Here is a 22,864-nt window from a genome sequence, read left to right on the forward strand (position 1 = left end):
CAGACTCTTTCGTGTCCGATTCCCGGTCGAAGCGGGTTTCGCTTTCCAGGTTTCCGCTTTCGCGTTTCCCTTTCCGGCGAGTCCGACTCTATCAGTGCTTTTCCGTCTCCCTGACCACTCTGCCGTTTACCGAATGGGCATGCGGAAAGAATGGAAGGATCAAGATCAGTACTGGAGAGGAGGTGTCCCGGCCACCGACTGTTCGCGAGGTGTTCACACGAGGCGCCGCGGCGGGAGTCACGACAGTACAGGTCGGGTAGTGGCCAGGCAAATCGCATCAGGCGTATGGTCTAGTCCACCGGTCTAGTCCACTAGTCTCCGTGCCGAAGGGCCGTCCGAGTCGGGACCAACATCGGACGAACCCGTACAACCCGTGACTTATCCTTCTGAAGAGTATGCCGTTCGCAACAGGCAGTGACGGCGACACGACGAAGCCCCACCCCTGGGAGGCCCCCATGACCAGCGTGACGTCCCCACTTGCCGGGCGCGCCATCGGACTCGCCGCAGTGCCGGATCCGGTGTTCTCCGGCGCGATGGTGGGACCGGGCACGGCCATCGATCCCGCGCGTGACTCCTTCGAGGCGGTGTCCCCCGTCGACGGTGTGGTCGTCTCCCTCCACCCGCACGCGTACGTCGTCGTCGACGGGGACGGGCACGGCGTGCTCACGCACCTCGGGATCGACACCGTGCAGCTGAACGGCGAGGGCTTCGAGCTCCTCGTGAACAAGGGCGACACCGTGCAGCGCGGCCAGGTCGTCATCCGCTGGAACCCTGCCGCGGTCGAGGCCGCGGGCAAGTCCCCCATCTGCCCGGTCGTGGCGCTGGAGGCCTCCGCGGAGTCCCTCTCCGACGTGGCCGAGAGCGGCGACATGAAGGCCGGGGACGTTCTCTTCAACTGGAAGTGACACGTCCGCCTGCACGGGCGGGTCGGACATCCACCGCGGCGGCTTCGGTCCGCCGCTCAATCGGAGACGGGTGAAATGGAGACAACGCTGCGAGGCGTCGGCGTGAGCCACGGTGTGGCGATCGGCGAGGTGCGGCACATGGGCACGGCGGTTCTGGAGCCGCCGGCCAAGCAGATCACCGCGGACGAGGCGGCGCGTGAGCAGGGGCGCGCCCGCAAGGCCGTGGAGGCTGTTTCGGCCGACCTGATCGCGCGCGGCCAGCTGGCCGGCGGCGAGGCCCAGCACGTGCTCGAGGCCCAGGCGATGATCGCCACGGACCCCGAACTGATGGCGGACGTCGACCGGCGGATCGCCGTCGGCAGCACCGCGGAGCGCGGGGTGTACGACGCGTTCGCCTCCTACCGCGATCTGCTGGCGGGTGCCGGTGAGTACATGGCGGGCCGGGTGGCCGACCTGGACGACGTCCGGAACCGCATCGTGGCGCGCCTGCTGGGCGTGCCGATGCCGGGTGTCCCGGACAGCGACGAGCCGTACGTACTGATCGCGCGGGACCTCGCTCCCGCGGACACCGCGCTGCTGGACCCGACGCTCGTGCTCGGCTTCGTCACCGAGGAAGGCGGGCCGACCAGCCACAGCGCGATCCTGGCGCGGGCGCTGGGTGTGCCGGCGATCGTGGCGCTGCCCGGCGCCGGTGAGATCGCCGAGGGGACCGTCATCGCGGTCGACGGCAGCACGGGTGACCTGTACGTGGAGCCGACCGCGGAGAAGCGGGCGGAGCTGGCGGCCGCGGCAGCCGAGCGGAAGGCGGCGCTGGCCGCCTCCTCCGGTCCGGGCGCCACCTCCGACGGTCACAAGGTGCCGCTGCTGGCCAACGTCGGCGGCCCTGCCGATGTGCCGGCCGCCGTCGAGGCCGGTGCGGAAGGTGTGGGACTGTTCCGCACCGAATTCCTGTTCCTGGACGACAGCAAGAAGGCTCCCTCCGAGGAGAAGCAGATCGAGTCCTACCGCAAGGTGCTCGAGGCCTTCCCCGAGGGCCGTGTCGTCGTACGGGTCCTGGACGCGGGCGCCGACAAGCCGCTGGACTTCCTGACTCCGGCCGACGAGCCGAACCCGGCGCTGGGCGTGCGGGGTCTGCGTGCCCTGCTCGACCACCCGGAGGTGCTGCGCACGCAGCTCACCGCGCTGGCCAAGGCTGCCGAGGGTCTGCCCGTCTACCTCGAGGTCATGGCCCCGATGGTGGCCGACCGGATCGACGCCAAGGCCTTCGCGGACGCCTGCCGTGAGGCCGGGCTGCGGGCGAAGTTCGGCGCGATGGTGGAGATCCCGTCCGCCGCGCTCCGCGCGCGCTCGATCCTGCAGGAGGTCGAGTTCCTGTCGCTGGGCACCAACGACCTGGCGCAGTACGCCTTCGCCGCCGACCGGCAGGTCGGCGCCGTCTCCCGCCTGCAGGACCCCTGGCAGCCCGCGCTGCTCGACCTGATCGCCCTGTCGGCGGATGCCGCGAAGACGGAGGGCAAGAGCTGTGGCGTCTGCGGCGAGGCGGCTTCCGACCCGCTGCTGGCGTGTGTGCTGACCGGTCTCGGTGTCACCTCCCTGTCGATGGGTGCGGCGTCGATTCCGTACGTGCGGGCGACGCTCGCGAAGCACACGCTGGCCCAGTGCGAGCGTGCGGCGGCCGCGGCGCGTGCCGCGGACACGGCCGAGGAGGCCCGGGTGGCCGCCCAGGCCGTGCTGTCCGGCGAGTAGCCGGCGGTCACGTCGTCCGGCCGAGGGGCCTTCGCCGGTGGCGAGGGCCCCTCGGCCGTTCCCGTCTAGTGCGGGGCCGGTTCGTCCACCTCGTAACCCGGGCAGTACTCCACGCCCGGTTCGGGGGCGACGGGCTCTCCGGTGTCGGCGTCCGTGCAGTAGGCGTTGAACACGGCCGCCGCCGAGAGCGCGGTGAGGCGGCCCCGGTCCAGGCGCCAGCCGTGGACCCGGTCCCCGTGCCCTTCGGAGCTGCTCCGCAGGACCAGTCCGCCGGGGCCGCCGAGGGCGAGTCCGGCGGCGAGCACGGTCACGAAGCCGAGGCCCTCCCGGCCCTCGAGCCGGGGCAGGGCCTGCGGATCTGCGGAGGTCTGCGCGTGGAGGACGGCGACGAGCTGTTCCGTCTCGGTCGGGACGCTGCAGACGAGGTGGTGGTGGCCCGGTCCGGCGCCGGCGAGCAGCCGCCTCAGTGCGTCGGCGGCGCGGTCGAAGGAGGCCTGGCCGATGTCCTCCCCGCAGTCCGCGCAGCTTCCGACCTGGGCCAGGAGTGTGCCGGCGTAGTCCCAGGTGGCCTGCCGGACGGCCTCGTCGACGAGGAGCGGGACGAGCTCGTCGACCGTCTGGCCCGTGTAGGGCAGGCCGGCGCCGGTGCCGGCGAGTTCCGCGGTGAAGCGTGTGCGCGTTTCGGCGGTGTCGGGGTCCAGGCCCTGGTCCGTGCAGTACGCGGCGTACTCGACGGGGTCGAAGAGGGCGACGGTGGTGTGGATGCCCTGGGCCGCCAGGGAGCGGAGCAGGCCGTCCACGTGGTGGAGGTAGTCGGGGTAGTCGCTGGGGTGGCCGAAGGTGAAGCTGCGGTAGCCGCACATGGCCGCGAAGTCCTCGGCGTCGGCGAGGAGGCCGACGGTGCTGGGGACTTCGCGGCGCAGCGTACGGCGCCTGCTGGTGCTGCTGCTCGGCCGGCGGGTCCTGCCGCTCTTGCTGTTCTGGCCGGTCTTGCTGTTCTTGTCCGTCTGGCCGGTCGGGCCGGTCTGGCCCGTGCCGGCGTGGTTCGTCGGTGGCATGGCTGGCTCCCCCTGAGTAGCGCAATCACTTGCTCACTCAGCGTAGCCATCGCCACTGACAGTGACCTCGGTCCTCAGCGGCGGGTACGGGCCAGCTCCTCGTAGAAGGGGAGGAGGTCGAGGTTGTCGACCGAGCCGGGGTTGACCGCCTTGGCCATCGGTGTGCCTTGGAGGAGGCGCTTGACGGGGACCTCGATGCGCTTGCCGGTGAGGGTGTGCGGGATGCCGGGGACCTCGATGATCTCGTCGGGGACGTGGCGGGGGGAGAGTTCCTCGCGGATGGTCGCCTTGATGCGGGCGCGCAGGTCGTCGTCCAGGGTGGCGCCGGGGGCGAGGTGGACGAAGAGGGGCATCCAGTAGCCGCCGTTCGCTTCCTCCAGGCCGATGACGAGCGACTCCTTGATCTCCGGGAGGCGTTCGACGGCCTCGTAGATGTCGGCCGAGCCCATCCGGACGCCCTGGCGGTTCAGTGTGGAGTCGGAACGGCCGTGGATGACCACCGAGCCGTGGTCGGTGAGGGTGATCCAGTCCCCGTGGCGCCAGACGCCGGGGAACATCTCGAAGTAGCTGTCGCGGTAGCGGCTGCCGTCGGGGTCGTTCCAGAAGTGGATCGGCATGGACGGCATGGGGTTGGTGACGACGAGTTCGCCGACCTCCCCGACGAGCGGCTTGCCCGAGGGGTCCCAGGACTGGAGGTCCGTGCCGAGGCAGGGGGCCTGGAGTTCCCCGATGTGGACGGGGAGGGTGGGGACGGCGCCGGCGAAGCAGCTGCAGACGTCGGTGCCGCCGCTGACGGAGGCGATCCAGAGGTCCTGGGCGACCTCGTCGTGGAGCCAGCGGAAGCCGTCGGGCGGCAGCGGGGATCCGGTGGTGGCCACGCACTTCACGGCGGAGAGGTCGAAGTCCCGGGCGGGGTGCACCTCGGCCTTGCGGCAGGCCATGACGTAGGCGGCGGAGGTCCCGTACAGGGTGGCCTCCGTCCGCTCGGCGATGCGCCACTGGGCGCCGGTGTCGGGGTGGCCGGGGCTGCCGTCGTAGAGGACGACGGTGGTGCCGGTGAGGAGCCCGGAGACGAGGAAGTTCCACATCATCCAGCCGGTGGAGGTGTACCAGAAGAACCGGTCCTCCGGGCCCAGGTCGCAGTGCAGGCCGAGCTGCTTGAGGTGTTCGAGGAGGATGCCGCCCTGGGACTGGACGATGGCCTTGGGGAGGCCGGTCGTGCCGGAGGAGTAGAGGACCCAGAGGGGGTGGTCGAAGGGGACCGCCTCGAAGACGGGCTCGGTGTCGGCGGAGGTCAGGTCCGCCCAGGTCAGGGTGGACTCGGGGGCGGGCGTACCGAGGAGGGGGATGTGGACGACGGCGCGCAGGGAGGGCAGGTCGGCGCGGAGTTCGGCGACGGTGTCGCGGCGGTCGTGCTCCTTGCCTCCGTAGCGGTAGCCGTCGACGGCGAAGAGGATCACCGGTTCGACCTGCTGGAAGCGGTCCAGGACGCTGCGGGCGCCGAAGTCGGGGGCGCAGGAGGTCCAGACGCCGCCGACGGCGGCGGTCGCGAGCAGGGCGACGACGGCTTCGGGGATGTTCGGGAGGTAGCCGCTGACCCGGTCGCCGGGGCGGACGCCGAGGGCGCGCAGTTCGGCGGCGAGGGAGCCGACCTGGCGGCGGAGGTCGGCCCAGGTGACGGGGGTGGGCTCGTGGGTCTCGTCGACGTGGAGCAGGGCGGGGTCCCCGGCGCGGGCCGGGTCCTCCGCGGCGCGCAGGGCGTGCTCGGCGTAGTTGAGGGTGGCGCCGGTGAACCAGCGTGCGCCGGGCATGGACCGGTCGGCGAGGACGGCTTCGTACGGGGTGGTGAACCGGACGTCGAACCAGTCGGCGACGGCCTGCCAGAAGGTGTCGAGCTCGTCGACGGACCAGCTGTGGAGGGCGGGGTACCCGCCGTCCGCGGGGGCTCCGTACCGGTCGGCGGCCCAGGCCTGGAAGGCGGTGATCCGGGCCGCGGCGATCCGGTCGGGGCCCGGGGCCCAGAGGGGTTCCGGCTGCGTGGCTGAGGTCATGGGTCGGCTCCCGGTCAGGTCTGTGGCTCGCGCTTCGTGTGCGTACGGTGCCATCGCGCGGCGGGTGGGTGCACGGCGGCTCACAGGGACGATGCCACGTGATCGACATCCGCACCAGAGTCGTCTTCGCCGCTCGCGGGGCGGACGGCACGGGGGCGGACACCGGCCACCGGTGATCGCCTGCGGGTGAACGGCAGTTGAACGCAGCCCCTTCGGCCGGGCCCGGTGGCAGGGTGATCTCCATGGACGGTCGTGATCTGGTGCGTGCGGTCAAGGACATCGGTACGGAGCGCGGGCGGCGGGCCTGGTGGTCGGCCTGGCGCCACCGGCGCGCGGATGCGGTGGGGCTCCCGCGCCGGGGCGCGGAGCGGGCGCGGGTGCCGGGACTGCTGAGCGGGACCGAGCCGCGGCCCGGCGGGGGCGTGCTGCGGTTCGCCCGCTCGGAGCTGCTGGTACGGGTCGCCGTGGGCGGTGCGGTGTTCTGGAGCTGGGACGGGGCCGGCGCGACGCCTTCGTACGCGGTGGCGGGTGGCGGGCCGGAGCCGGATCCGCGGGCCGTGCTGGAGCCGGACACCGACGGGGGCTGGCGGGTGGTGTCGGAGCGGGTGACGGTGGCGGTGTCCCGGCACGGCGCCGTGGAGGTGCGGACCCCGGGCGGGACGGTGCTGCGGCGGGAGCTGCCGCCCCGCTGGTGGGAGCCGGTGGACCGCGCCGCGGGGGTGGGGGCGCGGTGGCTGCAGCGGAGCGAGGTGCCGGCGGACGCACGGTTCTTCGGGCTGGGCGGGCGGGCGGCGGGGCCGCGGCTGCGGGACGGGGTGTACCGGCTGTGGAACACGGACCCCAAGGGGGGTTTCGGGCCGGGGGACGATCCGCTGTACGTGACGATGCCGGTGCAGCTGGTGGTGGCGGACGCGGGGACGCACCTGGTGTTCCACGACAACTCCTGGGACGGGCGGGTGACGCTCCGGGAGGGCGAGGAGGGTGCGGGCTCGGGGGCGGACCGGCCGGGGTCGAGCGAGCTGCGGATGGAGGGCGGGCCGCTCCGGTGCTGGGTGCTGACGGGGACGCCGGCGCGGGTGCTCCAGGGCTGGTCGGGGCTGACCGGCGCCGCGGCGGTGCCGCCGGAGTGGGCCCTGGGGTACCAGCACGCGCGGTGGGGGTTCGGCAGCGCCGAGGAGGTGCGGCGGGTGGTCGGGGGCTATGCGGAGCGGGGGTTCGCGCTGTCGGCGGTGCACCTGGACATCGACCACTACGACGGCCACCGGGTGTTCACGGTGGACGAGGAGCGGTTCCCGGATCTTGCGGGGCTGGCGCGGGAGTTGGGCGGGGCGGGGGTGCGGCTGGTGTCCATCGTCGATCCGGCGGTGAAGGCCGGGGACCCGGTGCACGCGGCGGGGCTGGGGGTGGGGGCGGCGGGGGCCTTCGTACGGGACGCGCGGGGCGTGGAGGTGCGCGGTGAGGTGTGGCCCGGAACGTGCGCGTATCCGGACTTCACGGATCCGGCGGTGCGGGAGTGGTGGGGCGGGCTGTACGAGGAGCGGCTCGCGCGGGGCTTCGCGGGGTTCTGGCACGACATGAACGAGCCGGTGTCCTTCGCGCCGTTCGGGGACGCCTCGCTGCCGCGGTCGGCGCGGCACGCGATGGACGGCGCGGGCGGGGACCACCGGGAGGGGCACAACGTGTACGCGCTCACGATGGCGCGCGCGGGCTGGGAGGGGCTGCTGCGGCTGCGGCCCGCCGAGCGGCCGTTCCTGTTCTCGCGGTCGGGGTGGGCGGGGATGCAGCGGTACGGGGGCAGTTGGTCGGGCGACGTGGAGAGCAGCTGGGAGGGGCTGCGGGCTTCGCTGGCGCTGGTCATGGGGCTGGGGCTGTGCGGGGTGCCGTACTCGGGGCCGGACGTGGGGGGCTTCGGCGGGTCGCCTTCGGGCGAGCTGTACCTGAGGTGGCTGCAGCTGGGGGCTTACCTGCCGTTGTTCCGGACGCATTCGGCGATCTGGGCCGGGCGGCGGGAGCCGTGGGCGTTCGGGCCGGAGGTGGAGGGGCACGCGCGGGCGGTGATGGCGGAGCGCGAGCGGCTGCGGCCGTACTTCGTGACGCTGGCCCATCTGGCCCGGCGGACCGGGGCCCCGTACGTGCGGCCGTTGTGGTGGGGGGCGCCGGAGGAGCGGGGACTGCGGGACTGCGAGGACGCGTTCCTGCTGGGGGACGCGCTGCTGGTGGCGCCGGTGATGGAGTGCGGGGCGGACCGGCGGGCGGTGCGGCTGCCGCGGGGGCGGTGGTACGACACCGCGACGGGGGTGGCGTACGAGGGTCCCGGCCAGATCCTGCTGGACGCCCCGCCGGGCCGCATCCCGGTGCTGGCCCGGGCGGGCTCGGTCCTGCCGGTACGGTCCGCTCCGGGCGGCCGCGACGGAACCGGGCCCGGCCCGGTGACCCTGGAGGCCTGGGCCCCGGCGCGGGGCCGCACGGGGGGCGGGGTGGTGATCCGCGACCCGGGCCCGGGCTTCGAACCCGGCGAGGTGGAGCGGTACGTGGTGCGGTGGCACGGGGACGCGGTGGTGGTGGAGGACGAGTCGGGGAACCCGGTGGACGACGCCGTCGTACGGGGCCTCTGACGGGACGCGGGAGCCGGGCGGCGCGGGGGCTTGGCGGCGCGGGGGCTTGACGGCGCAGGGGCTTGACGGCGCGGGGGCTTGACGGCGCGGGAGCCGGGCGGGGCGGGGGCTTGACGGCGCGGGGGCGGCACCGGGGCGGGGCGGAGCCGGAGCGGGGCGGAGCCGGAGCGGGGCAGCCCGGGGCTCGGCGGCGCGGGGGCGGGACTCGGCGGACCTGGCGGTGCCGGAGCGGGGCGGTGCCCGAGCAGGACACGGTGGGTCTGGCAGCGCCGAGCCTGCCGGCACGCCGCGGGACGCGAGGCGGGCGGCCCGCCACCGGGCGCCGGGGCTGGTGCCGGAGGTGGCTCGGCCCCGGCCGCCGGGGCGGAGCGGGCACCGGACGGAGTCCGCGCCCGGCGCGGCAGGGGCGGCGCAGCCGGTCCGCCGCGGATCGCGTTCGGCGCCGCCGGTCCGCCGCGGATCGCGTTCGGCGCCGCCGGTCCGCCACGGGTCGACCCGCACGATCGGTCCCGCACGGCCGGTCCGTGGCGGAGCGCCGGGCACGGCCGGTCCGGTACCGCCGGTTCGCCACGGGCGGCGGGTCCGGGGCGCAGATCGTCCGCCGCCGATGGTCCCGCGCGGTCCGTCCGGCGGCGGCCGGTCAGCCACGGGTCGACCGGCCCGGCCGGCGCGGTCGGGCGGGAGCGGCCGGTCAGCCATGGACCGTCCGGCGCCGGCGATCCGGCGCGGCCGGTTCGGCGCAACGTCCGGAGCGGGACGTCCGGCGCGGCCGGTCCGGCGCCGTGGCGGGGACGGCGCGGCCCTGGGTGCCGGGGCGGGCGGGGGTCAGGTGTAGGTGCCGGCGAACCAGTTGGCGGCTGCGCGGGTGTGGAGGGGGAAGGCCAGTTCGGCCGGGGACCGCAGGACGTGCCAGCCCGTGGTCTCGTCCGTCGCCGTCGAGGCGGGGAGGGCGGCGACCGGGCGGGGCGGGAGGAGGCCGAAGAGCAGCAGGTGGCCCGCCGGGGAGCTCAGGGCGTCGGCGAGGGCGACCTCCCGGGCCTCGGCGGTGATGCCGGTCTCCTCGCGGAGTTCGCGGACGACGGCCTCGCGCCAGTCCTCGCCGAAGTCGATGAAGCCGCCGGGCAGGGCGACCCCGCCCAGGGCCGGTTCGATGGTGCGCGTGATGACCACGAGGCCGGTGCCGTGCTCGTCCTCGACGGGGAGGAGGGTGACGGCGACGGGCAGCGGGTTGCGGTAGGCGGTGGCGCCGCACGCGGTGCAGGTGCGGGGCCATGCCGCCGAGCCGTGCGGCGCTCCGCAGGTGGAGCAGTGCGCGTGCGAGTCCTTCAGCTGTTCCAGCATCCGGCGATGGTATGCCAAGGGGCATGTGGGCGAAGGCTGTTGCGGGGTTGGTCGCGGGATTGATGGCGGTGCCGGCCGGAGGGGCGGCGCCGCCGGGGTTCGCCGCGTTGCGCGAGGTGGATCCGAGCATCCGCCAGGACATGCGGTACGCCGGTGCGCGGAACTTCACCGGCGGGGTGGTCGACGGGTACGAGGAGCCGGTCTGCCTGCTGAGCCGTCCCGCGGCGGAGGCGCTGCGGCGGGCGCAGCGGGGGCTGCTGCGGCGGGGGTACGTGCTCCGGGTGTACGACTGCTACCGGCCCCAGCGGGCGGTCGACCACTTCGTGCGGTGGGCCCGGGGCTCCGACGGCCCCGGGGACGCGCGGGCGAAGGCCGAGTTCTATCCGCACGTGGAGCGGGACCGGCTGATTCCGGAGGGGTACATCGCGGAGAGGTCCGGGCACAGCCGCGGGAGCACGGTCGACGTGACGCTGGAGGAGCTGTCGGGCGGCGAGGTCGACATGGGGACGCCCTTCGACTACTTCGATCCGCTGTCGCACACCGGCGATCCCCGGATCGGGGCCGCGGCGCGGGCCAACCGGCAGCTGCTGGAGCGCGCCCTCGGTGAGCAGGGGTTCGTCAACCTGCCCGAGGAATGGTGGCACTTCACCTTGCGGCCGGAGGCGTTCCCGGACACGCATTTCGATTTTCCGGTCGCTGTCGCCGCCGTCCGGCCGTGAGTACCGTGCCCGTATGACCTTCAGTTCGTACGAGGAATTCTGGCCCTACTACGTCGCGATGCACTCCCGCGCCGCCACCCGGTGGGTCCACCTCACCGGGACCCTCACCGGCCTCGCCGTGACGGCGTACGGGCTGGCCCGCGGCCGCAAGCGCTACCTCGCCGCGCTCCCCCTCATCGGGTACGGGACCGCGTGGCCGGCGCACTTCCTGATCGAGGGGAACAACCCGGCGACCTTCGGGAATCCGGGGTGGTCGCTGCGCGGGGACGCGCAGATGATCCGGATGATGCTGTCGGGCCGGGACGCGGAGCTGGCCGAGATCGCCCAGAAGTGGCTTGCCGAGAACCGGTGACCCGGCCGGGCCTGCCGTGGCAGACTCCTGACGATGCGTCAGATTCGGCAGGGGAGGGGTCTTGGCACGCACACGCACACCCGTCGTGGACGGCTGGTTCACCGAGCACGGACCGGACGGCGGCTTCCGGTTGCTCGGCACCCGGTGTTCCGCCTGCACCACCGTGTACTTCCCGCGCGAGGACGCGTACTGCCGCAATCCGCACTGCGCGGGCGGCGGCGGACTCGCCGAGGTGCCGCTGTCCCCGCGCGGGCGGGTCTGGTCCTGCACCGACGGGCGGTACCGGCCGCCCGCCCCGTACGTCTCCGACCCGGACGCCCCCTGGGAGCCGTACACCCTGGTCGCGGTGGAACTGGAGGCCGAGGGGATGGTCGTCCTCGGGCAGGCGGCGCCCGGGGTGACGGTGGCCGATCTGCCGGTCGGGACGGAGGTCGAGGTGGAGGGCGGCGTACTCGACGAGGACGCCGGCACCACCTGGACCACCTGGCGGTTCCGCCCGGTGATCACCGAGGGAGCCGCGTCGTGAGCGCCGACGTCGCCGTCCTCGGCGCCGGGATGCACCCCTGGGGCAAGTGGGGCCGCAGTTTCGTCGAGTACGGTCGGGCCGCCGCGCGGGCGGCGCTGGCCGACGCCGGGCTGGACTGGACGGACGTGCAGTCCGTCGTCGGCGCCGACACCGTGCGGGGCGGCTACCCGGGCTACGTGGCCGGGGCGACGTTCGCCCGCGCCCTCGGCTGGCAGGGAGCGCGGGTGACCAGCGTGTACGCGGCCTGCGCCTCGGGAGCGCAGGCGATCGGGACGGCGCGGGCGCAGCTCCTGGCCGGGCTGGCCGACGTGGTGCTCGTGGTGGGGGCGGACGCCGCGCCCAAAGGCTTCTTCGCACCCGCCGGGGGCGATCGGCCGGACGACCCGGACTGGTTGCGCTTCCGTGTGCTGGGAGCCACCAACCCGGCGTACTTCGCGCTGTACGCGCGCCGCCGGATGGCCGTGCACGGGGACACCCCGGAGGACTTCGCGCAGGTCAAGGTGAAGAATGCGGCGGCCGGGGCGCTCAACCCGAACGCCCGCTACCGCAAGGCGGTGACCGCGGACGAGGTCGCCGCCTCGGCCGTCGTCGCCGATCCGCTGCGGCTGCTGGACATCTGCGCCACCTCCGACGGCGGTGCGGCCCTGGTGCTGAGCAGCATGGACTTCGCGCGCTCCCGCGGGGTCGCCGATCCGGTGCGGATCCGGGCCGTGTCCACGGTGACGCCGACCTTTCCGCGGACCGTCCTGGACCTGCCCGACATCGCCACGGATTCCACGGTCGCGGTCCGCCCGGCGCCCGGCTCGTTCCGCTCCTCGATCGCCCGCGCGGCCTACGAGGAGGCCGGGCTCGGGCCGGACGACCTCTCGCTCGCCGAGGTCTACGACCTCTCCACGGCTCTGGAGCTGGAGTGGTACGAGGACCTCGGCCTGTGCGGTCAGGGCGAGGGCGCCAAGCTCGTACGGGAGGGGGCGACGGCCCTCGGCGGCCGGATCCCCGTCAACACCAGCGGCGGACTCGCCTCCTTCGGGGAGGCGGTGCCGGCGCAGGCCATCGCCCAGGTGTGCGAGCTGACCTGGCAGCTGCGGGGTACGGCCGGGGCCCGGCAGGTGGCCGGGGCGCGGGCCGGGATCACGGCCAACCAGGGGCTGTTCGGGCACGGCTCGGCGGTCGTCGCCGTGCGCTGAACAGCGCGTGCTGTCGGGATGCTTGACGACCCCCGCCGGCGGGTTCACACTCGCTCCACAGTCCCGAGCCGCGACCGGGACCCCTTGTCCCCCCATGAGAGCCGCGGCCCGTACCCCAGTCGGCGGGGGTACGGGCCGCCTCCATGTCGGGCCCGGCGGCACGTCCCGCGCGGGACCTGCGTCAGGCCCCCGGCGTCAGGCTCCGGCGCCGAGCGCGGGCCAGCGTCATCGCGTGTTCCACGACCCCGACCAGGACGTCCTTCACGGACTCCCGGTCCCGGGCGTCGCACAGGAGCACAGGAACCTCGGGGTCGAGGTCGAGCGCCTCCCGTACGGTCACCACCGGGTGCCGGTCCGCGCCGTCGAAGCAGTTGACGGCGACCACGAAGGGCAGTTCGCGGCGCTCGAAGTAGTCGATGGCGGCGAAGCAGTCCGCGAGCCTGCGGGTGTCGGCGAGGACCACGGCGCCGAGCGAGCCCTGGGCCAGCTCGTCCCACAGGAACCAGAAGCGGTCCTGCCCGGGCGTGCCGAACAGGTACAGCACGAGGTCCTCGCGGAGCGTGATGCGCCCGAAGTCCATGGCCACGGTCGTGGTGCTCTTGCCCTCCACTCCCCCGGTGTCGTCGATGCCGACGCCCGGTTCCGAGAGCTGTTCCTCGGTCCGCAGCGGTCTGATCTCACTCACCGCACTGACCAGGGTGGTCTTGCCCACCCCGAAGCCGCCCGCGACCAGGATCTTCAGGGTCAGCGGCTCGACCGGCGACACGGCATGCATCGCGCCGGTGCGGCTAGAGCGCCCGAAGGCCATCGATCACCTCACGCAGAATGGATTCATCGGGGAGTTCGGCCGGAGGTACCGGCCGGGTCACATGGACCAGTTCGTCGTCGAGCAGATCACCGATCAGGACCCGGACGACCCCGACCGCGAGGTCGAGGTCCGCCGCCAGCTCCGCGACCGACTGCGGCCGCTCCCGGCACAGTCCGAGGATGCGGGCGTGTTCCGGGGACAGGGTCATGTCCCAGACCGGGTCGTCGGCCGCCGGTTCGGCGACGACGAGCGCGATCAGGTCGAGCCGGTGCTGGCCCGCGTGGCTGGTCCGGCCGCGGGTCATCGCGTACGGACGCACCACGGGTCCCGCGTCGTCGTCGAACCAGTGGGGGTGGTCGTAGCCCTGTGCCTCGGCCGGTGTACCGGCCCGGGCGTCGGAGGGGAAGCCGGTGGGGGTGCCGGTGGGGTGGTCCTGGCCGGATTCGCTCATGCCGTGCGTCTCACCCTCAGGTTGGCAGCCCGGTGCGCGGGGCGGTCGCCAGGTGGTCGCCCACCCGCTTGACCATCAGCGTCATCTCGTACGCGACCTGGCCGACGTCGGAGTCGGCGTCGGACAGGACGGCCAGGCAGCTGCCGTCACCGGCCGCCATGACGAAGAGGAAGGCCTCGTCCAGCTCGACGACGGTCTGGCGCACCGTTCCGGACTCGAAGTGCCGGCCGACGCCCTTGGCCAGGCTGTGGAAGCCGGAGGCCACCGCCGCCAGGTGCTCGCTGTCCTCCCGGGTCAGGTCCTGTGAGCTGCCGGTGGGCAGGCCGTCCCCGGACAGGACCACCGCCTTGCGGATGCTCCCGACCCGGTCGACGAGCTCGTCGAGGAGCCAGTTGAGCGGGCCGGAGCCGCGGCCCCTGCTGTCGTTGCCGGTCTGCGGTGCGGTCATCGACCGTCCCCTTCGTTCTCGTGCGCGGGACCTCCGGCGGCGGGGGTGCCTGCCTCGGCCTCGGACTGCTGCTGTGCCTGCTGGTGGCGGCCCGCCGTCCAGCCGCGCTGGAGTGCGGACATCCGGGACCGCACCTCCTCCGCGTCACGGTCGGGTACGGGATCCGCCTCGCGGGCCGCGGGGGCAGGGGCCCCGGAGTTCTTGAGCTGGGGTGCCAGGCTGGCCTGGCGGACGCGCCGGGGCAGCACCGGGCCGCCCGGACCGGGCTGCGCTTCGCCGGCCTCGGATCCGGCCGGGGGCTGCGGGACCGCGGAGACCGGACGGGGCTCCACGCGGCGGCCGTGCTGGGCGACCAGGGTCGGGGCGGGGCGGCGGCGCGGGAGCGGCACGGCCCCGCCGGTACGGGCGCCCTCGGGGCGGGCCGGGTCCCGGCGCGGGCTCTCCAGGCGGACCGGGCCGGTCGGGGCCAGCGGCTCGCGGTCGCCGGCGGGGTGCCGGTCGGCGGACCGGCCTGCGTGCCGGGCCGCGTCGCGGCTGCCGTCGCGGTCGCGGAAGCCCTCGCGGAAGCCGTCGCGGTCGCCCTTCCAGGCGCCGCCCCGCTCCGCGTGCCGGTCGGTGTGCGGCCGGTCCGCCGGGCGCAGCCCGAGCAGGGCGCTGCGCGGCGTGCCGTTCGGCGGGGTCTCGTCGTCGAGGGTGGCCATGGCCGGGCGGGGAGCGCCGCCGGTGCCCGCGTCGGGGACGGCGGGGTCGTCGAGTCCGTCGACCGGGTCCAGGCCGAAGGCTCCGAGGGGGGCTTCCAGCTCGACCGGGCCGCGGAAGTCGGCGGCCGGCAGGGGGCGGCCGGACGGGGCGCGCTCCACCGCGGGGGCGGTCCGGGCGGACGGGATCGTACGGGGCCGCGCGGGCCGGCCGCCGCGGGCCGCGTCCAGCCGGACACCCGTGCCGTTGGTCTCGGGGGCCTCGGTGAGCAGGGCGGCCGGGAGGAAGACCACCGCGGTGGTGCCCCCGTACGGGCTGCGCTGGAGGACCACCTTGACGCTGTGGCGGCGGGCGAGGCGGCTGACGACGAACAGGCCGAGGCGGTCGGTGTCGGAGAGTTCGAACTCGGGGGTCTCGGCGAGCCGGAGGTTCGCGTCGAGGAGCGCCTCCGGGTTCATGCCGAGGCCGCGGTCGTGGATCTCCAGGGTGAAGCCGTTGGCCACGCGCTCGCCGTGCACCTGGACCGCGGTGTGCGGAGGCGAGAACACCGTGGCGTTCTCCAGCAGTTCGGCGACGAGGTGGGTGACATCGGCGACGGCGGGCCCGGCGATGCCCAGGCGCGGGAGACGGCGCACCTCGATGCGCTCGTAGTCCTCGACCTCGGCGACGGCGGCCCGTACGACGTCCATGAGCTGGACGGGCTTGCGCCACTGGCGGGAGGGCGCGGCGCCGGAGAGGATCACCAGGCCTTCGGCGTGGCGGCGCATGCGGGTGGTCATGTGGTCGAGGCGGAAGAGGTCGGCCAGCTCCTCGCTGTCCTCCGTACGGCGTTCCATGGTGTCGAGGAGGGTCAGCTGGCGGTGCAGCAGGACCTGGTTGCGGCGGGCCAGGTTGACGAAGACCTCGGAGACGCCCTTGCGCAACTCGGCCTGTTTGACGGCGGCCTCGACGGCGGCGCGCTGGAGGCTGTTGAGGGCCTGGCCGACCTGGCCGACCTCGTCCTTCTCGTACTCCAGGCGCGGTGCCTCGGTCTCCACGTCCACGTGCTCCCCGGCGGCGAGGCGGCGCATCACGGAGGGCAGCCGGACCCCGGAGGCCTCGTGGGCCTCCTTGCGGAGCCGGGACAGGTCGCGGACCAGGTCGCGGCCGATGCGTACGGAGAGGACCAGGGAGACCGTCAGGGCGATGAAGCCGAGGACTCCGGCGACGGCGGCCTGGACGAGGACGTCCATGGCGACGGGTTCGACGCGCTTCTGGTAGCGGTCTCCGGCGGCGGTGCCCATGACGGCGAGGTCGTCGAGGACCTTGGCGGCGGCCTCGTCCCACTGGGCGGCGGTGATCCGGGGGTTCTTGGACGTCCCGCCGGAGAGGAACCTTTCCTCCGCGTCGCGCAGCGCCTTGGTGTCGCTGCCGGCCCAGTACTCCTCGAACCGCCGGCGGTCGGCGGCCGGGAGGATCGCGAGGTTGAACTCGTACAGCAGCCTGCGGTTGGCGGAGAAGTCGGAGACGTTGCGGATGTCCGTGGCGCTGACGCTGTGGGCGGCGAGGGCGGAAGCGATGACGGCGTCCTCGCGCGAGAAGGCCTCGCGGGCCCGGGTGATGCCGACGAGGGCGCGCCCCTGCTTGTCCATCTCGACGTCCTCCAGCGCGTGGAGGTTCATGAGGAAGTCGTAGCAGGGGTCGACGAGGCGGCTGTAGAGCTCCAGGGCCTGGCCGGGGTCGAGGGTGTTCTGGTCGACGGAGTGGCGCAGGGCGCTGATGCCGTGGAAGGCGGCGAGGATGGTGCGCAGCCGCTGGGCGTTCGGGGTGCTCAGCTCGTCGGTGACCTCGGGGTCCCGGGCGTTCGCGCTGATCTGCTCGACGACCTCGTCGGTGGCGGCGCGGTTCTTGGCGAGTTCGGCGGTGGCGGCCGAGGAACGGGGGTCGCCGAGGACGACGAGGCTCTGGCGGCGTTCCTTCTGGACGACGCGGACGACGTCCTCGATGGGATAGCCGACCTTCTCGATGACGTAGGCGACATCGAGGAGCTGGACGGCCTGGCGGCCGGTGATGACCGTGGCGAAGCCCCAGAGGGCGGTCAGGGAGACGAGCGGCACAAGGAGCAACGCCACGATCTTCCGGCGGATGGACTTCCCGCGAAAGCGCATGGCCTCCCCAGCCTCCCCCAGCTCAACCCCGTTGTCGGAGGTCGGTGTTCCGTCATTTAAACGGCGTGAGCCTACTACTGCCACGGAGCGGCCTCGAAGGCGTGTCCAAACGTTTTCGGCCGGACCCCTGGACGAAGATCACCAGTTGTCCGATACTTCCGGTCAAGAGCCGCCCGATATGCGGCAGATGACACTCGGTGAGGCGTCGGTTCCCGCAATCGGATGGATGGCTGGAATTGTGTGTTCCGGCATCACCCGGCCCGGTGAGGTGTCCGCGATGCGGGAATCTCCCGACGCCGCCGTACGTCTGTCTGTTCGAGGGGACGCATGGGACGGACGTCTGGGTAGACGTCTGGGACAGGTGTCCTGACGGACGTCGCGCGGCGGGCAGGGACGGATGGCGGACCGCGTGGTGGGGAGGGAGCGGACCATGAGCAGTGACGAGGGCTACGGACGCCGGGACGGCGGGACGGGGGCGGACGGGCAGGGGCGCGGGCTGTGGGTGGAGGAGCCGGCCCGCAGGCGCCGGATGCCGGACCCGGTGAGGGCGTCCGCGGTGCGGGCGGTGCTGATCGTGGCCGTGACCCTGACCCAGGCGACGATCAGCTTCTTCCTCACGCTCACGGGCTCGTGGCTGGCCTTCCCGATGGCGCTCGCCGCGGTCGCGGGGACGATCGTGGCCACCTGGGGCGTCCTGGACGTGTGGATCACCCGGCAGGCGTGGAACCAGCGGTACGGGGTCCTGTCCGAGCCGAGCAGCACGGCGCGGACCCGCCGCCGCGAGGCCGGCCGGGCGGCGCGCGCGGCCCGGGCCGCGCGCGGACCCGGCGCGGGGCGCATACGCCGCGAGGACGGGCCCCTGACGGCCTTCGGGCGCCGCTAGGCCCCCCGGCCGATCCCGGCCCCGGGTCGCGCCGGGTCGGCGAACGCCGTCGCCGGGCCCGGTCGACGCGCCCGGTCGCCGGGGCGGGGCCGGTCGCCGGGGCCGCGATCGTCGGCGCATCCCAGGGGCGGCCGCGTACGGAGCCGCGTCGCCACGGCAGGGTCAGCTGCGGCGGAACATCCGGGTGGCCGTGATCTCGCCGTGGATGGTCTCCCCCTCGGTGGACTGCTGCGGAAGGCCCGGGCGCAGGTGCTCCTCCACGCTGATGTACTTCAGGCCCGCCCTCAGGTCCGCGTCGTTGCGCAACCGGATGACCAGCGGGAACTCGGCGAGGGCCGTGGTGTCGAACAGGCCGGTCGTGTACAGCAGCTGGACGCCGAGCGCGTCGGAGACGGCGCGCTGCAGCTCCAGCAGGTACGTGGCGTTGGCGCGGCCGATGGGGTTGTCCAGGAACAGCGTGCCCGCGTGGCGGTGCTTGTCCCGGCCCCGGTCGTTGCTGCGCAGCGCCGCCATCGTGCAGTACAGGGCGATCGCCGCGGTCAGCAGCTGCCCGCCGGAGAAGACGTCTCCCATCTGCCCGACCGGGACCCGCTCGGCGCGCAGCACCGCGTCCGGCTTGAGGATCTCGACGGAGATGCCCTTGGGCTCCAGCGCCGCCTGGACGGCGCGCAGCAGCAGGGACATGCCGTCACGGCGGCCCTCGCCGAAGGAGGCGGTGCTGTTCTTCTTCACCGCCGCCCGGGTGGCCTCGTCGATCACCTCGCCGAGGCGCTCGGTGAGGGTCGCCTGGTCGGGCTCCTCGAAGCGGATGCGCAGGAACTCCTGGCCCGACCACTCGCCGAGGCCTTCCGGCAGCTGGGACAGCCGCTGCGCGGACCGCAGGGTGGCCAGGGCCGATTCGACGAGGCCGCGCAGCCGGTCGACGATGCTGTCGCGGTTGCGCTCCAGCTGCTCCAGCTCGTCGGTGAGGACGCGCAGCCGGGGGGCGAAGGCCGCCGCCCAGGCCGCCGCGTGTTCGGGCAGGGCGGAGGCGGGCAGTTCGCGGATCTGCTGGCGCGCGGGGGTGCGTACCTGCTCGTAGCGGGTGGCGTTGGCGTGCCGGACCAGGATGTCGCTCGCCTCGCGCAGCGCGGACTCGGCGGCCGAGAGCTCGGTGGCGCAGCCGCGCAGGGAGCGGCGGGCCTCGGCGGCCGACTGCCGGGCCTCCTCCAGGGTGCCCGGGTGCGCGGCCGGCTCCTGCTCGTCCTCCGGGTGCGTGTGGTCGCGCAGCAGGTCGCGCAGGAGGGCCGCGGTCTCGTCGAAGCCGCCGGCTCCGTCCTCGGCGGCCCGGTGGGCGCGCAGCAGGTCCGCGTGGGCGGCGCGGGCGTGCTCCACCGCGGCGGTGTGGGCGGCGAGCTGGGCGGTGGCCGTACGCAGCAGGCCCTGTGCCTGGTCGACGTCCGCCGGGACCATGTCCTCGGGCAGTTCGGTGTGCGCCTCACCCTCGGCGGGGGCGTGCCGCTCGGCCTCGCCCCGCAGTCGGCCGAGCTGTTCGCTGGCCTGGGAGGCGCGGGTCTCCAGCATCTGCACGAGGGATTCGGCGCGGGCGGCGGCCGCCTGGCGGGAGGGGCCGTCGGCGCCGTCGGTGCCTTCGAGGAGCTGGGCGGCGCGGGTGCGGACCTTGTTGGTGAGGCGGTCGAGTTCGGCGAGTGCGGCGCTCTCGTCGCTCTCGGCGCGGGCCTGCTCGGCGCGCAGGTCGGCGCCGACGCCGACCTTCTCGTAGAGCTGGGAGGCGGCGCGGTAGGCCTCGCGGAGGTCGGGCAGCGGGGACTTGGGGGCGCCGTCGTCCTCGGGGAGCGGGTCGGGGGCGCCGGCGATCTCGGCGCGCTCCGCGCGCAGGGCGCGGGCGGTGCGCCGGGCGTCGTCGGCGGCCCGCTGGGCGGCGCGGCGGTCCTCGTCGGCGGCGCGGGCCCGGTCCAGGCAGACCTCGGCGCGGGCCTCGGACTCGGCGGCGTCGTCGGCGAGTTCGCGGAGCCGGGCCTGCCAGCCGGCGCGTTCGCGCAGCCTGAAGGCGAGGCCCGCGAGGGCGTCGGCGACCCGGCGGGCGCGCTGGGCGGTGTCCTGGCGCTCGTCGCGGACGCGGGTGGCGTCGGCGGCGGCCTCCTCGGCCTCGGCGCGGACCGTACGGGCCTCCGCGAGCTCGGCGTCGGCCTCCTCGGCGAAGGTACGGGCCGCTGCGGCCTGCTGGGCGAGCTCGGCGAGGCGGCCGGGCGGGCAGCCGGTGCGCCAGGAGGCGAGACGGGCGGCGAGTTCGCGGTCCCCGGAGAGGCGGGCTGCCAGGTCACGGATCTCGGCGTCGCGGTCCGTGGCGCGGGTGCGCAGGGCTTGGCGTTCCTCGTCGGCGGCCTGCTCGTCGTGCATGGCCGGGTTCGGGGAGACGATGAAGATGGCGGCCGCGGCCGTGTCGGGGTCGGCGGCCGGTACGGGTGCCAGCAGGGCGGCGGCGGTACCGACGGCGACGGTGGAGCGCGGCAGCAGGGCCGCGCCGGAGAGGACCTCGCGGGCGCGGCTGTGGGTGTCGGGGTCGGTGATGACGACGCCGTCGACGAGTTCGGGGCGGGCCGCGAGGACGGCGGCGTGGTCGGCGGGGTCCACGGACTGGGCGAGGTAGCGCCAGCCCGGGAGGGCGGGGATGCCGTGCTCGCCGAGGTACTCGACGGTGGCGAGGACGTCGGGGCCGGGCGGCAGCAGGCCGCCGTCGCCGAGCGCCCCGAGGATCCGGGCGTCGTCCGCGGCCGCGGTGCGCAGCTCGAACAGCTGGCGCTCCGCCGAGGCGACCGCGTCGGTGAGCAGGGCGCGCAGCTCGTCGGCGCCCCGGTCGAGGTCCTCCGCGGTGAGCTGCCCGGTGGCGGTGGCCAGCGCGGCACGGGCCGCGGTCGGCGAGGCGCCACCGGGGGCGGCGCCGGGGCCGGAACCGCCGGCGCGGGGCTGCCCGTCCGCAGCGCCGGCGGCGGAGCCGTCGCCCGCGCGGGGCGCGGGGACCGGGGCGTCGGGGGCGGACGGGAGGCCGAGCAGCTCGGTCAGCCGCGGTGCGGCGGCGAGGGCGGCGGCCGTACGGTGTTCCGCCTCGTGGGCGGCTTCGGCTGCCTCGGCCGCGTCGGCGGCGCGGGCGGCGGTGAGTTCGGAGCGGGACTCCGCGGCGGCGGCCTCCCGGGCGGCTTCGGAGGCGGCCCTGGAGGCTTCGCGGGCCTCGTCCCAGGCGGCCACGGCGGTCTGCTCCGCATCGGCGGCGGCGAGGGCGGCACGGGCCGGGTCGGCGTCCGGGGCGGAGTCGTCGAGCCAGCCCGCGCGGACGGCCTCGGCGGTCTCCTGCTGGACCTCGCCGAGGCGCGAACGGAGGTGTTCGGCCTCGCTGCGGGCCCGCTGGGCGGCCGTGGCGGCGGCGGTGGCGTCGCGGTGGGCGGCCTCCCCGGCGTCCTGCAGGACGGCCGAGCGCTCCTCCTCCTCGTTGGCGAGGCGTTCGCCGTGCTCGGCCGCGGTGTGCAGGGCGCGTACGAGGTCGGCGGCGGCCGTGGCGCGGGCGGCGAGCGCGGGGGCCGCGTCCCGCTCGGCTTCGAGGATCGCCGCGGCGACCCGGGCGGAGCGGTCGGCGGCGGCGCGGTGGCGCAGCACGGTCTCGGCGGCCTGCCAGGCGGAGTGGAGCGTGCGGGCCTCCAGGAGCTCGCGGCGCTGGGCGGCCGCGGCCTTGTCGGCGACGGTCAGGGCCAGCGAGGCGTGCCGGTAGGCGAGTTCGGCGGAGACCGCAGCGCTGCGGGCTCGCGCCGATTCGGCGGCGGTGACCTCGTGGGCGGCGGCGGTGACGCGCTGGGCGAGGTCGGCGGCGCGGCCGCGTTCCTCGGTGGCCCGGGCGGACAGCCGCCGGGCGAGGGTGCGCGTACGGCGTTCGGCGCCCGCGTGGACGTCACGGAGCCGGGAGCGGGTCCCGGCCGCCTCGACGATCTTGGTGAGCAGGTCCACGGAGCCCGCGGTGAAGTCCCGTTCGGCCATCAGCTCGGCGCGGCGGCCGAGCTTGTTGCCGAAGCCGTGGACGAGGTCGGCGAGCCCGTCGGTGTCGCGGGTGTCGGTGACGGCGCGCAGCAGGAGGTCGGTGAAGTCGGAGTCCTTCTTGACCGCGAAGAGGCCGGCGGCCTCGCCCTCGTCGGCGTTCATCTCGCGCTGGTAGCGGAAGAGCTCCGGGTCGAGGCCGAGTTCGGTGAGGTGCTCGTTCCAGCGGTCGTGGATCTCCTCCCACGCCACTTCGAGGTGGGGGTAAGCCTTGCCCGCCTCGGTGAGGGCGTCGCGGAAGCCCTTCATGGTGCGGCGCCGGCCCTGCGCGCCGGAGGCGCCTTCGGCGGAGGGGCGGACGGCGGTGGCCTCGGCGACGGGCAGGCTGTCGAGGCTGAGGCCGGGGCCGGGGCGGAAGGAGTACCAGGCCTCGGCGAACTTGCGCGGGTCGTTGGAGACCTGGCGGCCCCGCCATTCGCTGACCTTGCCGACGACCAGGCACTCGCCGGTCTGGGTGTGCTGCCACTCCAGGGCGACGTGGCCGCAGTCGTCGGCGAGCAGGAATTTGCGCAGCACGCCGGAGCTGGCGCCGCCGAGGGTGTTGCGGTGGCCCGGCAGCATCACCGAGAAGATCAGCTTGAGCAGGACGGACTTGCCGCCGCCGTTCTCCAGGAAGAGCACTCCGGCGGGCGCGGGACGGCGCGGCGGGCCGGTGGGCTCGTCCTCGAAGAACTCCGCCTGGGTGGGTGCCGGGTGGGGCACCGGCTCGCCGACTCCGCGCAGGTCGAGCACGGTGTCGGCGTAGCGCGCGCCGGCGGGCCCGATGGAGTAGAGGCGGATCCGGGACAGCTCGTACATGGCGGCGGACTCTCGTGGTCTCTCGTGGGTCGTACGGAGGGCAGGAC

The 22,864-nt window shown here is 74.7% G+C and carries 16 protein-coding genes; 8 read left to right on the forward strand and 8 right to left on the reverse strand.

From position 1 onward, the window contains the following. The first annotated feature begins 455 nt into the window (after positions 1-455). Positions 456-905 (forward strand): PTS glucose transporter subunit IIA, encoded by a 450-nt coding sequence (locus ACFWUZ_RS33385; RefSeq protein ID WP_384381403.1) that lies wholly within the window; start codon positions 456-458, stop codon positions 903-905. Positions 906-980: 75 nt separating this feature from the next. Further along, on the forward strand, positions 981-2,651 hold the full coding sequence (gene ptsP, locus ACFWUZ_RS33390; RefSeq protein ID WP_384381405.1) for a phosphoenolpyruvate--protein phosphotransferase: 1,671 nt from the start codon (positions 981-983) through the stop codon (positions 2,649-2,651). 65 nt (positions 2,652-2,716) lie between these two features. On the opposite strand, the gene ACFWUZ_RS33395 is transcribed toward ptsP, so the two are convergent. Continuing rightward, positions 2,717-3,709, reverse strand: a complete 993-nt coding sequence (locus ACFWUZ_RS33395) for a hypothetical protein (protein WP_384381407.1) — start codon at positions 3,707-3,709, stop codon at positions 2,717-2,719. Positions 3,710-3,783: 74 nt separating this feature from the next. Continuing rightward, a complete protein-coding gene (locus ACFWUZ_RS33400; RefSeq protein ID WP_384381409.1) occupies positions 3,784-5,760 on the reverse strand; it encodes an acetoacetate--CoA ligase in 1,977 nt (658 codons plus the stop codon). A gap of 242 nt (positions 5,761-6,002) precedes the next feature. Here ACFWUZ_RS33400 and ACFWUZ_RS33405 point away from each other — a divergent pair, with 242 nt between their 5' ends. Continuing rightward, positions 6,003-8,375 (forward strand): glycoside hydrolase family 31 protein, encoded by a 2,373-nt coding sequence (locus tag ACFWUZ_RS33405; RefSeq protein WP_384381411.1) that lies wholly within the window; start codon positions 6,003-6,005, stop codon positions 8,373-8,375. A gap of 825 nt (positions 8,376-9,200) precedes the next feature. Here the strand turns inward: ACFWUZ_RS33405 and ACFWUZ_RS33410 are convergent. Continuing rightward, positions 9,201-9,716, reverse strand: a complete 516-nt coding sequence (locus ACFWUZ_RS33410) for an NUDIX domain-containing protein (RefSeq protein ID WP_384381413.1) — start codon at positions 9,714-9,716, stop codon at positions 9,201-9,203. A gap of 11 nt (positions 9,717-9,727) precedes the next feature. On the opposite strand from ACFWUZ_RS33410, the gene ACFWUZ_RS33415 reads away from it, so the two are divergent. The 4 genes from ACFWUZ_RS33415 to ACFWUZ_RS33430 all read left to right on the forward strand — a co-directional run bounded on the left by ACFWUZ_RS33415 (position 9,728) and on the right by ACFWUZ_RS33430 (position 12,500). Continuing rightward, the gene (locus ACFWUZ_RS33415; protein ID WP_384381415.1) at positions 9,728-10,435 is read left to right on the forward strand and encodes a M15 family metallopeptidase; all 708 of its coding nucleotides are present in this window, start codon (positions 9,728-9,730) and stop codon (positions 10,433-10,435) included. Between the two features lie 13 nt (positions 10,436-10,448). After that, the gene (locus tag ACFWUZ_RS33420; protein ID WP_384381417.1) at positions 10,449-10,787 is read left to right on the forward strand and encodes an Mpo1-like protein; all 339 of its coding nucleotides are present in this window, start codon (positions 10,449-10,451) and stop codon (positions 10,785-10,787) included. Positions 10,788-10,848: 61 nt separating this feature from the next. Then, entirely contained in the window at positions 10,849-11,313 is a 465-nt protein-coding gene (locus tag ACFWUZ_RS33425) for a Zn-ribbon domain-containing OB-fold protein (protein ID WP_384381419.1), read from the forward strand. After that, positions 11,310-12,500 (forward strand): lipid-transfer protein, encoded by a 1,191-nt coding sequence (locus ACFWUZ_RS33430; RefSeq protein WP_384381421.1) that lies wholly within the window; start codon positions 11,310-11,312, stop codon positions 12,498-12,500. The genes ACFWUZ_RS33425 and ACFWUZ_RS33430 overlap by 4 nt, the downstream gene beginning before the upstream one ends. A gap of 181 nt (positions 12,501-12,681) precedes the next feature. Here ACFWUZ_RS33430 and ACFWUZ_RS33435 read toward each other — a convergent pair whose 3' ends face one another. Genes ACFWUZ_RS33435 through ACFWUZ_RS33450 form a run of 4 tightly spaced genes read right to left on the reverse strand, consistent with a single transcriptional unit; the run spans position 12,682 to position 17,053 of the window. Then, the gene (locus ACFWUZ_RS33435; protein WP_384381423.1) at positions 12,682-13,308 is read right to left on the reverse strand and encodes an ATP/GTP-binding protein; all 627 of its coding nucleotides are present in this window, start codon (positions 13,306-13,308) and stop codon (positions 12,682-12,684) included. Further along, a complete protein-coding gene (locus ACFWUZ_RS33440) occupies positions 13,289-13,759 on the reverse strand; it encodes a DUF742 domain-containing protein (protein WP_384381425.1) in 471 nt (156 codons plus the stop codon). Before ACFWUZ_RS33440 ends, ACFWUZ_RS33435 begins: the two co-directional genes overlap by 20 nt. A 16-nt stretch (positions 13,760-13,775) precedes the next feature. Beyond that, on the reverse strand, positions 13,776-14,207 hold the full coding sequence (locus ACFWUZ_RS33445; protein ID WP_384381427.1) for a roadblock/LC7 domain-containing protein: 432 nt from the start codon (positions 14,205-14,207) through the stop codon (positions 13,776-13,778). Then, on the reverse strand, positions 14,204-17,053 hold the full coding sequence (locus ACFWUZ_RS33450) for a nitrate- and nitrite sensing domain-containing protein (protein WP_384381429.1): 2,850 nt from the start codon (positions 17,051-17,053) through the stop codon (positions 14,204-14,206). Before ACFWUZ_RS33450 ends, ACFWUZ_RS33445 begins: the two co-directional genes overlap by 4 nt. Before the next feature lie 430 nt (positions 17,054-17,483). Between ACFWUZ_RS33450 and ACFWUZ_RS33455 the strand changes: the two genes are divergently transcribed. Further along, complete coding sequence (locus ACFWUZ_RS33455) at positions 17,484-17,936, forward strand: hypothetical protein (RefSeq protein ID WP_384381431.1); 453 nt, start codon at positions 17,484-17,486, stop codon at positions 17,934-17,936. A gap of 162 nt (positions 17,937-18,098) precedes the next feature. On the opposite strand, the gene ACFWUZ_RS33460 is transcribed toward ACFWUZ_RS33455, so the two are convergent. Next, positions 18,099-22,817, reverse strand: a complete 4,719-nt coding sequence (locus ACFWUZ_RS33460; RefSeq protein WP_384381433.1) for a hypothetical protein — start codon at positions 22,815-22,817, stop codon at positions 18,099-18,101. Between the last annotated feature and the right edge of the window lie 47 nt (positions 22,818-22,864).

The organism is Streptomyces sp. NPDC058646, from assembly GCF_042716875.1.
Taxonomy (GTDB): domain Bacteria; phylum Actinomycetota; class Actinomycetes; order Streptomycetales; family Streptomycetaceae; genus Streptomyces.

Coding starts and splice junctions, on each gene's coding strand:
- ACFWUZ_RS33410 (WP_384381413.1), bottom strand. CDS start 9,716: ATGCTGGAACAGCTGAAGGACTCGCACGCGCACTGCTCCACCTGCGGA.
- ACFWUZ_RS33400 (WP_384381409.1), bottom strand. CDS start 5,760: ATGACCTCAGCCACGCAGCCGGAACCCCTCTGGGCCCCGGGCCCCGAC.
- ACFWUZ_RS33420 (WP_384381417.1), top strand. CDS start 10,449: ATGACCTTCAGTTCGTACGAGGAATTCTGGCCCTACTACGTCGCGATG.
- ACFWUZ_RS33415 (WP_384381415.1), top strand. CDS start 9,728: ATGCCAAGGGGCATGTGGGCGAAGGCTGTTGCGGGGTTGGTCGCGGGA.
- ACFWUZ_RS33450 (WP_384381429.1), bottom strand. CDS start 17,053: ATGCGCTTTCGCGGGAAGTCCATCCGCCGGAAGATCGTGGCGTTGCTC.
- ACFWUZ_RS33385 (WP_384381403.1), top strand. CDS start 456: ATGACCAGCGTGACGTCCCCACTTGCCGGGCGCGCCATCGGACTCGCC.
- ACFWUZ_RS33455 (WP_384381431.1), top strand. CDS start 17,484: ATGAGCAGTGACGAGGGCTACGGACGCCGGGACGGCGGGACGGGGGCG.
- ACFWUZ_RS33460 (WP_384381433.1), bottom strand. CDS start 22,817: ATGTACGAGCTGTCCCGGATCCGCCTCTACTCCATCGGGCCCGCCGGC.
- ACFWUZ_RS33395 (WP_384381407.1), bottom strand. CDS start 3,709: ATGCCACCGACGAACCACGCCGGCACGGGCCAGACCGGCCCGACCGGC.
- ptsP (WP_384381405.1), top strand. CDS start 981: ATGGAGACAACGCTGCGAGGCGTCGGCGTGAGCCACGGTGTGGCGATC.
- ACFWUZ_RS33440 (WP_384381425.1), bottom strand. CDS start 13,759: ATGAGCGAATCCGGCCAGGACCACCCCACCGGCACCCCCACCGGCTTC.
- ACFWUZ_RS33405 (WP_384381411.1), top strand. CDS start 6,003: ATGGACGGTCGTGATCTGGTGCGTGCGGTCAAGGACATCGGTACGGAG.
- ACFWUZ_RS33445 (WP_384381427.1), bottom strand. CDS start 14,207: ATGACCGCACCGCAGACCGGCAACGACAGCAGGGGCCGCGGCTCCGGC.
- ACFWUZ_RS33435 (WP_384381423.1), bottom strand. CDS start 13,308: ATGGCCTTCGGGCGCTCTAGCCGCACCGGCGCGATGCATGCCGTGTCG.